This is a genomic window from Andreprevotia chitinilytica DSM 18519 (assembly GCF_000711875.1).
Classification (GTDB): Bacteria; Pseudomonadota; Gammaproteobacteria; order Burkholderiales; family Chitinibacteraceae; genus Andreprevotia; species Andreprevotia chitinilytica.
Window position 1 is genome coordinate 1 of sequence record NZ_JONM01000030.1, and the last position, 14,463, is coordinate 14,463.

Genomic DNA, 14,463 nt, shown 5'->3' on the forward strand with positions numbered 1-14,463 from the left:
GCAACAACGCGGTGTCGTGCTCAAGCAGATTCAACCGGGCAAGCCGAATCAGAATGCTTATGTGGAATCGTTCAATGGCCGATTGCGGGATGAATGCTTGAATGAACACTGGTTCACCAGTCTGGCCCATGCCCGAGTGATGATCGACGCGTGGCGGCGGGAGTACAACGAGGAAAGGCCGAAGAAGGCATTGGGCGGGCTAACCCCGCTCGCTTATGCGCGGCAGTTGGCCGCAGTGCAACCAGCCATATCGGGAGTAGGACTCTAAACCTAAATGCTACTCAAGGTGGGGGGACGTCGTTGTTCCCATGCTTTCGGTTTGGATCGAGGGGCCGGGAACTGCAGTTCGTGCACTCTTGAGGACGAACGCACCTGGTGCGTGCTATCGATGTCTTTGGCATAGCAACAAAAGAGGCGAACTTCGCTCTACCGTTGATCCACTTCCTACCATCTTGGCAGGGCATGGATGCGAAGGCTTGTACGTGCCATTTCCGGCTTCGGTGTCGATGCACGCTGCCGGTCTCGGCGCAGAGATAGCCCTTGACTGGGTCAACGGCATCTATTCTCCTGCTTTGCGAACCAGGCTGATTGATCGCGATCAGCAGCTTGCCACACCCGATTGCGATCCTTTGCGGGATCGGGAGTGTCCCATATGCAATTCATGAGCTCTTGGGCAACCGACGAGAAGAGGACGCTGCTGCACTTCTCAGAGTCCACACTGGAGACTTTCTATCAGCATGTTCAGGCCAATGATGGCGACTGCGAGGCTGGCGGGCTCCTGCTCGGTTCGGTTCACGGTGCCCATATGCTCATTGAGCAAGCTACAGCGCCCACGGCATACGACAAACGATTACGATACCTGTTCGAGCGAATGCCATTTGGCCACGAAGCCATCGCCTCGTCACGATGGATAGCGAGTCAGGGTACCGTTCGCTATCTGGGCGAATGGCACACCCATCCCGAAGACCATCCTCATCCTTCTGGTCTCGATAGATCGGAATGGAACCGCTTATCAGCGAGGCGTCGAGACAAGCGGCCAATGCTCGCTGTCATCGTTGGGCGAAAGTCCCTGTACGTCGAGTTGGTACCGAGTTCGGGCTACGGTCAGGCGTTTCTTCCTGTGACATAACGGCCAGCAACTCGGTGCCTACGTGCTCGGTTCCAGCAGTGCCGACCCAACGAAAATCCCTCAGCCCGGTTACCGGTCGAGGGATTTTTTTCGCCAAGCCTTATTGGGCGGGGCTTAGCGTAGCATCGAGCCGATATTCTAGCCGGGGCAACGTGCAAATTTCGGAGCCAATTCGGAACTTTGGCCCTACAAAAATTCGGAACTATGCCTTGATAATTCGGAACTATGGGTTAATTCACACCATTTTCTAACCCAAGAGCTCAATCCCAGCTCAACGCCCCACCCGTCTGATATTCCGTCACCCGGGTCTCAAAGAAATTCTTCTCTTTCTTCAAGTCGATCATTTCGCTCATCCACGGAAATGGATTCGTTACGCCTGGGAATAGCGGATCGAGGCCGATCTGTTGCAGGCGGCGGTTGGCGATGAAACGGAGGTATTCCTTGAATTGGCCGGCGTTCAAACCGAGCACGCCGCGGGGCATGGTGTCTTCGGCGTAGGCGTATTCGAGGTCGACGGCTTTCTGGAACAGGCCGATCAATTCTGCCTTGAAGCTGTCCGTCCACAATTGCGGGTTTTCTTGCTTGATGGTGTTGATGAGGTCGATGCCGAAATTGCAGTGCATCGACTCGTCTCGCATGATGTATTGGTATTGCTCGGCGGCGCCGGTCATCTTGTTTTGGCGGCCGAGGGCGAGGATTTGCACGAAGCCGACGTAGAAGAACATGCCTTCCATGATGCAGGCGAAGACGATCAGCGATTTGAGCAATTGCTGGTCGGTTTCTTGCGTGCCGGTCTTGAAGTTCGGATCAGTGAGCACGTCGATGAAGGGGATGAGGAATTCATCCTTGTCGCGAATGCTGGCGACTTCGTGATAGGCGTTGAACACTTCGCCTTCGTCGAGGCCGAGCGATTCGACGATGTATTGATAGGCGTGGGTGTGAATCGCTTCGTCAAACGCCTGGCGCAGCAGGAATTGGCGGCATTCCGGCGAGGTGATGTGGCGGTAGGTGCCGAGCACGATGTTGTTGGCGGCGAGGCTGTCGGCGGTAACGAAGAAGCCGAGGTTGCGCTTCACCAAGCGCTTTTCGTCTTCGGTGAGGCCGTTGGGGTTCTTCCACAGCTCGATATCGCGCTGCATGTTCACTTCTTGCGGCATCCAGTGGTTGGCGCACTGGGCCAGATATTTTTCCCACGCCCATTTGTGCTTGAACGGCACCAGCTGGTTGACGTCGGTGGTGCCGTTGATCACGCGTTTATCCACCACGTTGACACGGGCGGTGCTGGCGGCAGCCGGCGCGGTGTGCGCGGAGATGGCGGCGGCGGCTTGCGCAGCAGCTTGTTGCGCCTGGGCCGGTTGCAGTGGGGCGGCCTGGGGCGTGGTGGTCTGGATGTCGTCGTCAAAGCTCAGCATGGCGGAGTCCCTTTTCTGTGTTCTTGAGTCTGTGTTCTGGAGAATTACATTGTTGATGCGGTGGGCTGGGCGCCCTGTGCGGTCGGTACCTTGACGACCACGTTACTGGTGTCCGGCACGTGCCACACGCTGTTCATGTGGTTGAAATCGCGCCGCGATTGATCGGTGATACGGGCAGTGGGCCGGTAGTTGAGCGAGAGATGCACATCGCCCAGGTACAGCACTTCACCTTCATTCAGGTGGAACGCGGCGTTGAGCGGCACGTTGATGTAGTGCCACATGGGCTCCATCGCGCCGATCCACGGTTCGCGCCACTCCCCTCTTACGCCTTCGATGCGGTAATCGCCCGGTGGCAGCTCCACCAGCGCCAGCTCGCCACGCGCATCCGGCGTGTTGCCCGGCGCACGGATGAAGTTGAGCGCTTCGCTGGCATACACCTGCCGTTGCTGGCCGTTGCCGCTGATGGTGAGGATGGCGCGGGCGTTATCCGGGTTGAGCGAATCGAGCGTGACGGCCACGATCACCGAGCCGCGCAGTGGTGCGGCGGCGAGCTGTTCGCCATTCATTTGCATCGGTCGCGGCGCGGCGCAGGCGGCCAGTGCAGACACGCACAACAGCGCACCGAGGTGCTTCAGCATGTTCTTACTGCGTTGAATACGCATACGGCCTCCCATTTACGCTGTTGGATCAATGGGTTGGACTCGCCAACGAGGGTGTTGTTCGCTGGCGGGTTCGCGGGTTTTCATGCCAATGCAATCCGGTCGATCTCGGCGGCATAGCGTTGTTTTTCAGCTGCGGATAGCCAGCTGGCTTCAAAACTGTTCTTCGCCAGCTGGACGACTTCGGCCGCGGTCAGGCCGAGCGCATCACGACAGGCGATCAGGTTGGTATTCAGGTAGCCGCCGAAATAGGCCGGGTCGTCTGAATTCACCATGGCGCACAGGCCGGCGGCAAGCAACTCGCGCAAGTTGTGGTCGCGCATGTCTTTCACCACGCACAGCTTGAGGTTGGAGAGCGGGCAGACAGTGAGCGGTACGCGATCACGCGCCAGCCGTTTCACCAGTGCAGCATCTTCGGTGCAGCGTACGCCGTGGTCGATGCGACGGGCTTGCAGCAGATCAAGCGCTTGCCAGATGTAGTCGGCCGGGCCTTCTTCGCCGGCATGCGCAACGGCCGGCAGGCCGAGTTCGGCGCAGCGGGCGAACAAGCGCTGGAATTTCTCTGGCGGGTGGCCAAGTTCGCTCGAATCCAGCCCGACGCCATCGATGCGATCCAGATACGGCTCGGCTTCGGCCAAGGTGGCGAAGCCGTCTTCTTCAGACAGATGGCGCAGGAAGCACAGGATCAGCTTGGAGGTGAGGCCGAAGCGTTCCTTGGCTTGTGCCAGTGCGCGGGTGATGCCGTTCAGCACGGTGATGAAGGCAATGCCGCGGGCGGTGTGCGTTTGCGGATCGAAGAAGATTTCCGTGTGGACGATGTTGTCGGCGTGGGCACGTTCGCAATAGGCCCAAGTCAACTCGAAAAAATCCTGCTCGGTGATCAGCACGCTGGCCCCGGCGTAGTACAGATCGAGGAATGATTGCAGATCGCTGAACGAATACGCGGCCCGCACCGCTTCCACGCTGGCATACGGCAGCTTTACGCTATTGCGTTCGGCCAGTGCGAAGAGCATTTCCGGCTCAAGCGTGCCCTCGATATGCAGATGCAGTTCGGTTTTGGGCAGGGCTTGAATCAGGGTGTTGGTGGCGGGTTGGGTCATTTAGAGAACGGTCCTCAACGACGGGGGAAATCGCCGCTATATAAATTTATTGCCACTTCCTACCTCCCCCTTTTTGAAGGGGGATTGAGGGGGATTTCGACCTCATCACAACTTGAGATGCCGCAGAAATCCCCCCTTGCCCCCCTTCAAAAAGGGGGGAACTACCTTACTGGCAAGCCTCGCAATGCGCCTCTCGGCGCTGCAAGCCACTCAAAAACTGGCTGGCTTGCTCCGGATTGTGGCTTGCGCCGCTTCCCGGATTGCGAGTCTTGCCTTATTGGCAAGCCTCGCAATCCGGATTGTCGATCGAGCAAAACTTCATATCGCTCGCCGGTTCGCTGACTGCTTCGGCCACCGGGGCTGCGGCTGCCGGTACGCTGGCTGCCGTGGCAATGGCCGTGGCTGCTTCGGCCGAGGCCGCGCTGTAACCGCCGCTCACCGGCACCGCATTCAGCTCGCCGCCGCGGCCGGTGGATTTCTCGGCGTTGGAGGCAGCCAGCGTGCGCAGGTAATAGGTGGTCTTCAGGCCGCGAATCCAGGCGTGCTTGTAAAGCTCGTCCATCTTCTTGCCCGATGCGCCGGCCATGTAGATGTTCAGGCTCTGTGCCTGATCGATCCACTTTTGACGGCGGGATGCCGCTTCCACCAGCCACTTCGGGTCCATTTCGAACGCGGTGGCGTAGAGGTCGCGCAGCTCTTGCGGAATGCGGTCGATGCGGGCCACGGAACCGTCGAAGTATTTCAGATCGGAGATCATCACTTCGTCCCACAGGCCGGCGTCTTTCAGATCGCGCACCAGGAAGTCGTTGATGACGGTGAACTCGCCAGACAGGTTCGATTTCACGAACAGGTTCTGGTAGGTCGGCTCGATCGATGCGGCCACGCCAACGATGTTGGAGATGGTGGCGGTCGGGGCGATGGCGAGGCAGTTGGAGTTGCGCATGCCGTACGCTTCGATGCGGCTGCGCAGGGCGGCCCAATCCAGGCGTTCGGTGGTATCGACTTCCAGATAGCCGCCGCGCTCTTCGGCCAGCAGTTTCAGCGAATCGTGCGGGAGGATGCCGCGATCCCACAGGCTGCCCTTGAAGCTCGGATATGCGCCGCGTTCCTGGGCGAGTTCGGTCGAAGCCCAGTAAGCGTGGTAGGCGATGATTTCCATCGATTCGTCGGCGAATTCAACAGCAGCATCGGATGCGTACGGCTTGCGCAGTGCATACAGGCAATCCTGGAAACCCATGATGCCCAGGCCAACCGGACGATGCTTGAGGTTGGAATTGCGCGCCTTGCGAACCGGGTAGAAGTTGATGTCGATCACGTTGTCGAGCATGCGCATCGCGATACGGGTGGTGCGAGCGAGCTTTTCGCTATCGAGGCTGCGCACGCCGTTGGCATCGGTCTTCAGATGGTTGACGAGGTTGATCGAGCCCAGGTTGCAGACGGCGATTTCGTTGTCGTTGGTGTTGAGCGTGATCTCGGTGCACAGGTTGGAGCTATGCACGACGCCAACGTGTTGCTGCGGGCTGCGGATGTTGCACGGGTCTTTGAAGGTGAACCACGGGTGGCCGGTTTCGAACAGCATGGTCAGCATCTTGCGCCACAGGGTCAGCGCCGGCAGCTTCTTGGCGACCTTCATTTCGCCACGGGCGGCTTTCTCTTCGTAGCGGTTGTACGCCACTTCGAAATCGCGGCCGTATTTGTCGTGCAGATCGCTGGCTTCGGACGGGCTGAACAGCGTCCACTCACCGCCTTCCATCACGCGCTTCATGAACAGATCGGGAATCCAGTTCGCGGTGTTCATGTCGTGGGTACGGCGACGGTCGTCACCGGTGTTCTTGCGCAGCTCGAGGAATTCTTCGATGTCGGCGTGCCAGGTTTCCAGGTACGCGCAGACCGCGCCCTTGCGCTTGCCGCCCTGGTTCACGGCGACGGCGGTGTCGTTCACCACCTTGAGGAACGGCACGATGCCTTGCGACTTGCCGTTGGTGCCCTTGATGTGCGAGCCAAGCGCGCGCACCGGGGTCCAGTCATTGCCCAGACCGCCGGCAAACTTGGACAGCAGCGCGTTTTCTTTCAGCGCTTCGTAAATACCATCGAGGTCATCGGCCACGGTGGTCAGGTAGCAGCTGGAGAGCTGTGAGCGACGGGTGCCGGAGTTGAACAGCGTCGGCGTCGATGACATGAAGTCGAAGGTGGAGAGCACGTTGTAGAACTCGATGGCGCGGGCTTCGCGATCCACTTCATTCAGCGCCAGACCCATGGCGACACGCATGTAGAACGATTGCGGCAATTCGATGCGGGTGCCTTCAACGTGCAGGAAGTAGCGATCGAACAGCGTTTGCAGGCCGAGGTAGCCGAACTGGTAATCGCGCTGGTGATCAAGCGCCGCGCCAAGGCGGGCCAGATCGTACTGGGCGAGTTTTTCGTCCAGCAGCTCGGCTTCGATGCCGCGTTTGATGAATTTGGGGAAGTATTCGGCGTAACGCTCGGCCATTTCTTCATGGCTGACTTCTTCGCCCAGCACTTCGCGGCGCAGGCTGTTGAGCAGCAGGCGGGCAGTGACTTGCGAGTAGGCCGGGTCTTGTTCGATCTGCTGGCGGGCGGCCATGATGACCGACTTGCGCACTTCTTCAGCCGGCACGCCGTCGTAGATGTTCTTGAGCGCTTCGGCGAGGATGGCTTCTTGATTGGTGGTGGCTTCCAGACCGGTGCAAGCGGACGCGATCAGCGCCTTGAGCTTGGAGAGGTCGAGCGGGCGGCGGGTGCCGTCTTCATACAACACGTTGATGGCGTGGTGTTGCTCACCGGCATCGCCGGCCTTGGCGGAACGCTCCTGGGTGCGTTGTTCGCGATACAGCACATAGGCGCGCGCCACGTCGTGCTCGCCCGAGCGCATCAGCGCCAGTTCGACTTGATCCTGGATATCTTCGATATGGATCGCGCCGCCTTCCGGCTTGCGACGCATCAGCGCGCTCACGACGGAATCGGTCAGCGCAGCCACGCGCTCGCGCACGGCGGCGGACGAGGCAGCATGGCTACCCTGGACAGCAATGAAGGTCTTGGTCACGGCCACCGAGATCTTCAGCGGCTCGAATGCGACCACCGAGCCGTTGCGGCGAATGGTCTTGTAATTGGTATAGGCACCGGTGGTTTGCGGTGCGATTGAATCGGCGGTATCGGTCATACGGCCTCCAGCAGAGCTGTCCAACGTGGCGTACATGGCGCGTTCCTTGAGATCGGTTGTTTGATCAGTGGATCGATGTGTAAAAGCTGTGAGTAACTTGTGGAAAAACACTAGATGTTGTGGTCTTTTCGAACTTTCGACACAAATACTAGGGGAAACCTCAAGGCTGGCGCAACCATGATTCCCTGTGTTATTCGATGAACGGTGTCATCTATTTTGCATATTTGTCTTAAACCCAATATCCATGCGGCATCGGAGCTGTCTCATCGATAAGACAGTTTGCGGAAAGTGTTAGAAGCGGGTGATATGCGTGCTGATGGTGTTGCATCCGCGACGCAGTGGGTGCCCGGTTACGCGTGCAAAAACGGGCTTGTAGGCCGGGTGATTTGACCCGTGCGGCGCAATGTCTGCGTGCTGCGTTTGCGGGTTACGCCTGATGGCTAACCCGCCCTACCAGGCAAGGCAGGCGAATTACCGGCCAGACGCCGGATACGTCACTGCCTCACCTTCCACAACGATGGCGACTTCGTCGCCCGGTCGCGGCGTTGTGTGGCCGGGCACACGGGCAGTCACGATGACCGACGCCGACAACGGATCGGCAGCGCCGACCAGTGCAAGCCGCACACAGGCGTCGTGACCATAGAAGTCGACGTCCAGCACGCGGCCCTTGACCTCGGCGTGCTCGAACCCCGCCGCGAGCCGCATCTGCTCCGGCCGCAGCAGCACGCTCACCGCCCCTGCCCCACCGCCTGACATCGCGGCCTTGGCGATCGGCAATCGCCCCAGCGCACAGGTCACGTAGCCTTGGTCCGCCATCCCCGGCAACAGCACGGCATCACCGACGAAGCTGGCCAGCTCCGGGCTGACCGGCGTGCGGTACAAGGTTTCCGGGTTCGCCACCTGGATCAGCTGGCCATCCCAAAGCACGGCCACTTGTTCACCCATCGAGAGCGCTTCGGCTTGATCGTGCGTGACCAACAAGGCAGTCGCCCCCGCCGTGGCGAGTGCGGCCGCGACGGCCTGGCGGGTTTCCACCCGCAGCGCCGCGTCGAGCGCGGAAAACGGTTCGTCGAGCAGGATCAGGGCTGGGGCCGGGGCCAGCGCACGCGCAAGCGCGACGCGTTGTTGCTCCCCGCCGGACAGCGCCTGCGGCGGCCGGTCGGCATAACTGGCTGGCAGGCCAACCAGCTCCAGCAGCTCTTGCACCCGATGTCGCGCCCGCCGTTGCGCTCGGGGTAGGCCGAACACGATGTTGTCGGCGACGGATAGATACGGAAACAGCGCGCCTTCCTGCGGCACATAACCGATGCGACGGTCTTCGGCCGGCACATGCAAGCCGGGGCCGGAAATGACGTGGCCGTTGACTTGAATCGTGCCGGTATCCGCGCGCTCGAAGCCGCACAGCAGTCGCAACAAGGTGGTCTTGCCGCTGCCGGATCGGCCGAGAATCGCCGCGAGGCTGCCGGACGCCACGGTCAGATCGACGCCCCGCAACACGGAATGCGCGCCGAACTGCTTGCCGAGGCCTTGAACGCTGAGGTTAGCCATATCGAGTTATCAGGGAGTTAAGAAGGCGCTAGGAAGTCGCGCCAAGCACCGCTGTCTTGCCAAACAACGACATCAACAGCCAGGTTGAAATAAGCGAAAAACCGACCAGGATCGCCGCATATGGCGCGGCAGCAGCAAAGGCCAGCGCCGCCGTATCGGCCCATACCTGCATCGCCAATGTTTGCGTGCCGATCGGCGCGAGCAGCAATGTCGCCGTCAGTTCGGTCATCACGGAGATGAATACCAGAGCGGCGGCGCAACCCAATCCGGGGCCGGCCAGCGGCAAGACCACGCGCCACAATGTTTGCCAGCGATTGAGGCCCAGCGAGCGGGCGGCGTCTTCCAGCCGGGGCTCCACTTGCAACAATGCGGCGCGCACGCTGACCAGCGCCAATGGCAGGAACAGGATGGCGTAGGCGACCACCAGCAAGGCAGCACTTTGATACAGCGGCCGTAGCGCCTGGATCGCCAGCGAGACAATGGCGAGCGCGATCACAATCCCCGGCAAGCCTTGCGCCAGATAGACGATGCGCTCCAGCAACGTGGCAATCCGCCCGGGATGCCGGGCGAGCAACAGGCCGAGCGGCAGCGCCAGTACAGTGGTCAGCGCCGCACCGGCCAAGCCCAGACCGACCGACGACAAGGTGGCATCGAGCACCAGCGGCAAGGACACCTCGACCGGCGTAATCGCCGCATCGCCATGCTGCAGCAGCCAGTAGACGATCATGCCCAGCGGCATGCCCAGGGTCACCAGCGTCAGGCCGGCAAAGCTCGCCAGCACCGGCCACTTGCCCCAGCCCAAGTGGTAGCGCGCCGGTGCACGACGCGCGCCGCGATCCATGCGGTCATAGCGCGACAGGCCGCGCACCCGGAACTCCAGCGCGAGGCAGACGAGGCAGAGCAGCATCAGGATGCTGGCCAGCATCGACGCCCCCGAGCCGTCGAAGCTCAGGCGGTACTCGGCATAGATTTCGGTAGTGAAGGTGCGAAAGCGCAACAGCGCAAACGCGCCGAATTCAGACAATGTGCCAAGCGCGACCAGCAACATGCCACCGAGCAGCGCCGGCTTGAGCTGCGGCAACACCACCCGGAAAAAGCGCGTCCACGGGCCGAGGCCGAGCGAGCGGGCGGTTTCTTCCAGCGCCGGGTCCATGCCGCGCAAGGCGGCTGCCACCGGCAAGTAGATCAAGGGATAGTAGGCCGTGGTGACCACCAGCAAAGCGCCGTTGAAATCCTGCAGCGATTCGCTGAACGACACCCAGGCGTAGCTGGTGATGAAGGGCGGCACGGCCAATGGCGCCGCCGCCAGCACTGCCCATATCTTGCGGCCGGGCAAATGCGTGCGCTCGACAAACCACGCCGCCGCCGCACCAACGATGGCGGATGTGACCGTAGCCGCGGCCACGATCATGAGCGTGTTGAGCGCCAGCTCGCCGACGATGGGCCGGAACACCAGCTCGGCCGCATTGGCCGCGCCAAAACCCAGCGCCTGCCGCAGCGTAAAGGCCAGCGGCAGCAGCACCAGCAAGGCGACACAGGCCGCCGCGCCAAACAGCCAGAACGACGCCCGCCCGCGCACGGTAACGTGGCGGGCGGGCGTCGTCGGCTGGGTCGCTGGCCGGATCACCGGCTGGACTGCCTGCGTCATTGCCATCGAACCCTCATTTACAGCAGACCAGCCTTGCGCAGCAGCGCAACTGCTTGGCTGTCGTCACCCAGTTTCTGCATATCGAGCTGCGGCGGATTGATCTGGTTGAATGGCTTGAGGATGGGGTCCGGTGCAACGCCAGCATGCAGCGGGTATTCGTAAGTGACCTTGCTGTTCGCCATCAATTGCTGCGCACGCGGGCTCACCAGATACGCGAGGAACTTGTTGGCTACCTCCGCGTTTTTCGAGCTTTTGAGCACTGCAGCGCCAGAGACGTTCAACAGCGCGCCGACATCAGCATTGCCGAAGTGGTACAGCGCGCTGTGCGTGCCCTTGTCGCCCATTTCGGTGTGCAGACGCGCCCAGTAATAGTTGTTGATGATGCCGGTCGCCACCGCGCCGCGATTCACCGCCGCCACCACGCCCTCGTTGTCGTCGAAGATTTGCGCGTTGGTACGCAGGCCCTTCAGCCATTCCAGCGTGGCGGCTTCGCCCTTGAGTGCCAGCACGGCGCTTACCAGCGGCAGGAAGTCGCCATCGCTCGGCGCAATCGCGATCTTGCCTTTCCAGGCCGGCTTGCCCAAGTCGAGCAAGGAGGCCGGCATTTGTTCCGGCTTGATCATCTTGGTGTTGTAAGCGAGTACGTTCTCACGCGCCATCACGCCGACCCACACGCCAGTCGGTGAGCTGTAATGCGCCGGAATTTCACCGAACGTGGCCGGCTGCACCTTGCTCAGCATGCCCTTGCCTTCCAGCAACATCAGTTCCGGCGAGTTGGAGGTCAGATAGACATCGGCCGGCGACGACTGGCCTTCGGCGACCAGCTGCGCAGCCAGTTGCGGGCCTTCACCGGTGTGCACGCGCACAGCGATGCCGGATTGCTTTTCAAAATCCTTGGTCAACAACGTGACCGTTTGCGGGTGCTGGGCGCTGTAGAGCGTGAGCGTGGCGGCATGGGCCGCGCCGACGAAGGAAGCGGCAAGCAGCGCTGCAATGCCGGCAACGCGGGAGAAGCGGGAAACCATCGGGATGACTCCAGTTGTAATGATCAAACTCATGCGAAAAACGGGGGTGTCTTCTCCCCTCTCACTCGCGTGCAAGGCTTTAGCCTTGCCCAGCTATTAGTGGGAGAGGGGCTGGGGGAGAGGATCGGCCAAAATGCAGCGATCTTTTCACTACCCTCACCCTAGCCCTCTCCCACTTTCCCTGAACAAGGCTTTAAAAGCCTTGCACGGGATGGGAGAGGGAACAGAAAGATCGTGAACCTGCGCCTACCAATTCAAAGACGCCAATCAACCCAAGCCATCAAACAACGCCGCACCAATAAACGAACCTTCACGCGCGCCCGCCGGGCAAGCGAAGACCGCGCTGCCGACATGCGTGGTGTACTGGTTCATGATGTCTTCGGTCGCCAGTGTCTTGTTGATCTTGATGAAGCCGGTGCGCGGATCGCGCTGGTAGGCCATGAAGAACAGGCCGGCGTCGTACATCACGCCTTGCCGCCAGGGCGGCCAGCGCTCGGCGTAGAAATTGGCACCGTCGTTATACGAATAGGCGCGACGCAGGATCTGCGCGCCGTCGTTATGGGCGGCGGATGCAACGCGGGAATGCGCAGTCGCGGGAATCACCGGGTTGCCATCTTTATCGGTGGCAGCCAGGTCGAGCGGATCGAACTCGTGCGCTTTGCCGAGCGGCGCGCCGTTGTGCTTGTAGCGCCCAACCACCTGCTGCTGGAAATCGAGATCGGTCTTGTCCCAGTGCTCCAGCGAAATGCGGATGCGCCGCACGACGAGGTAGGAGCCGTTCTTCATCCAGCCGCCTTCGTCGCCCACCCAGACCACTTTGTCCATCACATCCGGGGTGTGCGGCGGGTTGTTGGTACCGTCCTTGAATCCCATCAGGTTGCGTGGCGTGCCGCCGCCGGGCGCGCCGCTGGCAAAGCCGGTCTGCGCCCATTTGATCGTGGCGATGCCGGCAGCAAGGCTGGCCAGTTGGCGCACAGCGTGGAAGGCCACTTGCGGGTCGTCCGCACAGGCTTGAATGCTCAGATCGCCACCGGATTTCTCCGGCACCAGTTGATCGCCGTTGAACTTGGGCAGATCCACCAGCGCTTCCGGCCGGCGCGATGCCAAGCCATAGCGGTCGACGCCGTCACGCATGAACAGCCCCGGCCCGAAGCCGAAGGTGATGGTCAGGCGAGCCGGTGCCAAGCCCAGCGCATCGCCGGAATCGGCTGGCGGAACGTCGGGGTCGTTGCCAAGCGGCACGGCCGTTTCGCCACGCGTCATGCGGTTGGCGGCGTCAGTCCAGCGCTTGAGCAATTCGATGACGTCAGCACGCTTGGTCGTATCGAGGTCGAATGCGGCGAAATAGCTGCTGGTCTGCTGCGGCGCGGTGAGGATGCCGCTTTGATGCGCGCCGAAGAATGGCTCGACCGGCAGCTTGCCGCTGGCGGCTTTCGCGCTCTGGGCCTTGGTCAATTCGGCTGCGGCAGCGAAACCGGTCAGCCCGAGCGTGCCGATGGCAGCGGCCAGCGTGCCGGTCGCGCTCAGGAAGCGGCGTCGGGACAGTTGAGGTGAATTTTTATTTTTCATTTGGCCAGGACGAGCATGTTCACGTCGTCTTCCACGTAATAAAAACCGTCGCCAGCGGAGTTCATCGCGATGCCGAACAAGTCACCGTTGCCGGGCGGAGTTTGAGCACGGTTGGCATCGATCCAGCGGGCAAACAGCTGCTTGCCGGTAGCCGGGTCGATCTCGACCACCTTGCCGTTCTGGCCATTGGTCACCAGCAGGTGGCCAGCCGGGGTCATGGTCATCGCCAGCGGGCGCAACAACATCCCATCGTGAGTCAGCGTGCGGCCGACGCCAGCGCTGGAGGTGCGGGTAGTGGCATCCCAGATTTCGCTGATGCGGTTGCCGAGCGCGTCGGACACGTACAGTTTGTCTTCCTTGCCGAGTGCGAGGCCGGTCGGGCCGATCAGGAACACGCCCTTGTCGGCCTGCTCACCAAAGCCGCCGGCAACGACGGTTTGGTTAGCGATCACTGGTGGCTTGCCATCGGCGATGGTCAATTCGAGGCGTAGCACGGTGGATTGGTTGACTACTGGCGGCGCACCTTTGGCGCTGCCGACGCCGAAACCGGCGTTGCTGACGAACAGGGTGGCAGTCGACCCGTTGTCGATCACCGCCATATTGCCCCACGGGTCATTGATGTTCGGGCCGGACCAGACATCCGCGACCTTGCCTTGCGAATCGAGCACGATCAGGCAACCGGCGCCCTTGGTATCGGTAGTGCCGTCGTTGCTGGGCGTACTGCCGACGATGACCCAACCGCTCTTGAGCATGGTCATGGCAGTGCCGAAGCCGACGCCGCCGGGGCAAGTCGCTAGCTCATGCGGCAGTTGCGCAAACAGCGAGAGCTTCTTGGTGGTCGGGTTGTAATTGACGATGGTGGTGCCGACGCCTTGCAGGTTGGCGGCGTTGTTGAAGTTGGTGATCAACACATCGTCTTTCTGGATCTTGCCGGCCGAGACCGGCGCTACCACGATGGCATACGGATTCTGGTCACCGTTGTCCGGCACGGTGCTGGTCAGGACGGTGTGCTTCTTGATCGTCGGCAAAAAGCCTTGCGGCTCATCGGCAGCCTGAGCGACGCTGCCCAAGGCGAGCAACATGGCCAACGAGAGTGCCTTGCAACTCAGGCCAAGGCTGGATAGGTGCAAACGCGTCATCTGCGTTCTCCTTTTCAATATTTAGTGCGCGGGATCATGACAATCCTGCATCT

The 14,463-nt window shown here is 61.1% G+C and carries 11 protein-coding genes; 2 read left to right on the plus strand and 9 right to left on the minus strand.

Annotation, left to right across the window (positions count from 1 at the left end):
• Nucleotides 1-268: integrase core domain-containing protein (locus BR41_RS19945; RefSeq protein ID WP_035060654.1), on the plus strand; the 268-nt coding region annotated here is incomplete at its 5' end.
• Nucleotides 269-652: 384 nt separating this feature from the next.
• A complete protein-coding gene (locus tag BR41_RS19950; RefSeq protein ID WP_035060657.1) occupies nt 653-1,129 on the plus strand; it encodes a Mov34/MPN/PAD-1 family protein in 477 nt (158 codons plus the stop codon).
• Between the two features lie 260 nt (nt 1,130-1,389).
• On the opposite strand, the gene BR41_RS19955 is transcribed toward BR41_RS19950, so the two are convergent.
• The 9 genes from BR41_RS19955 to BR41_RS19995 all read right to left on the minus strand — a co-directional run bounded on the left by BR41_RS19955 (nt 1,390) and on the right by BR41_RS19995 (nt 14,410).
• Nucleotides 1,390-2,541, minus strand: a complete 1,152-nt coding sequence (locus BR41_RS19955; RefSeq protein WP_035060659.1) for a ribonucleotide-diphosphate reductase subunit beta — start codon at nt 2,539-2,541, stop codon at nt 1,390-1,392.
• 44 nt (nt 2,542-2,585) lie between these two features.
• Entirely contained in the window at nt 2,586-3,179 is a 594-nt protein-coding gene (locus tag BR41_RS19960; protein WP_035060662.1) for a hypothetical protein, read from the minus strand.
• A gap of 104 nt (nt 3,180-3,283) precedes the next feature.
• Complete coding sequence (locus BR41_RS19965) at nt 3,284-4,300, minus strand: adenosine deaminase (protein WP_035060667.1); 1,017 nt, start codon at nt 4,298-4,300, stop codon at nt 3,284-3,286.
• 274 nt (nt 4,301-4,574) lie between these two features.
• Nucleotides 4,575-7,481, minus strand: coding sequence for a ribonucleoside-diphosphate reductase subunit alpha (locus BR41_RS19970; RefSeq protein WP_035060670.1), 2,907 nt, complete (start codon nt 7,479-7,481; stop codon nt 4,575-4,577).
• A 471-nt stretch (nt 7,482-7,952) separates the two neighbouring features.
• On the minus strand, nt 7,953-9,029 hold the full coding sequence (locus BR41_RS19975) for an ABC transporter ATP-binding protein (protein WP_035060672.1): 1,077 nt from the start codon (nt 9,027-9,029) through the stop codon (nt 7,953-7,955).
• Nucleotides 9,030-9,057: 28 nt separating this feature from the next.
• The gene (locus tag BR41_RS19980) at nt 9,058-10,683 is read right to left on the minus strand and encodes an ABC transporter permease (protein WP_211251818.1); all 1,626 of its coding nucleotides are present in this window, start codon (nt 10,681-10,683) and stop codon (nt 9,058-9,060) included.
• 11 nt (nt 10,684-10,694) lie between these two features.
• Nucleotides 10,695-11,702 carry an iron ABC transporter substrate-binding protein gene (locus BR41_RS19985; RefSeq protein ID WP_035060674.1) on the minus strand — a complete coding sequence of 336 codons (1,008 nt, stop codon included), beginning with the start codon at nt 11,700-11,702 and terminating at the stop codon, nt 10,695-10,697.
• A gap of 267 nt (nt 11,703-11,969) precedes the next feature.
• Nucleotides 11,970-13,271: an iron uptake transporter deferrochelatase/peroxidase subunit gene (gene efeB / locus BR41_RS19990; protein ID WP_035060676.1), complete on the minus strand. Its 1,302-nt coding sequence runs from the start codon at nt 13,269-13,271 to the stop codon at nt 11,970-11,972.
• Nucleotides 13,268-14,410 carry an NHL repeat-containing protein gene (locus tag BR41_RS19995; protein WP_051711448.1) on the minus strand — a complete coding sequence of 381 codons (1,143 nt, stop codon included), beginning with the start codon at nt 14,408-14,410 and terminating at the stop codon, nt 13,268-13,270. The genes efeB and BR41_RS19995 overlap by 4 nt, the downstream gene beginning before the upstream one ends.
• Between the last annotated feature and the right edge of the window lie 53 nt (nt 14,411-14,463).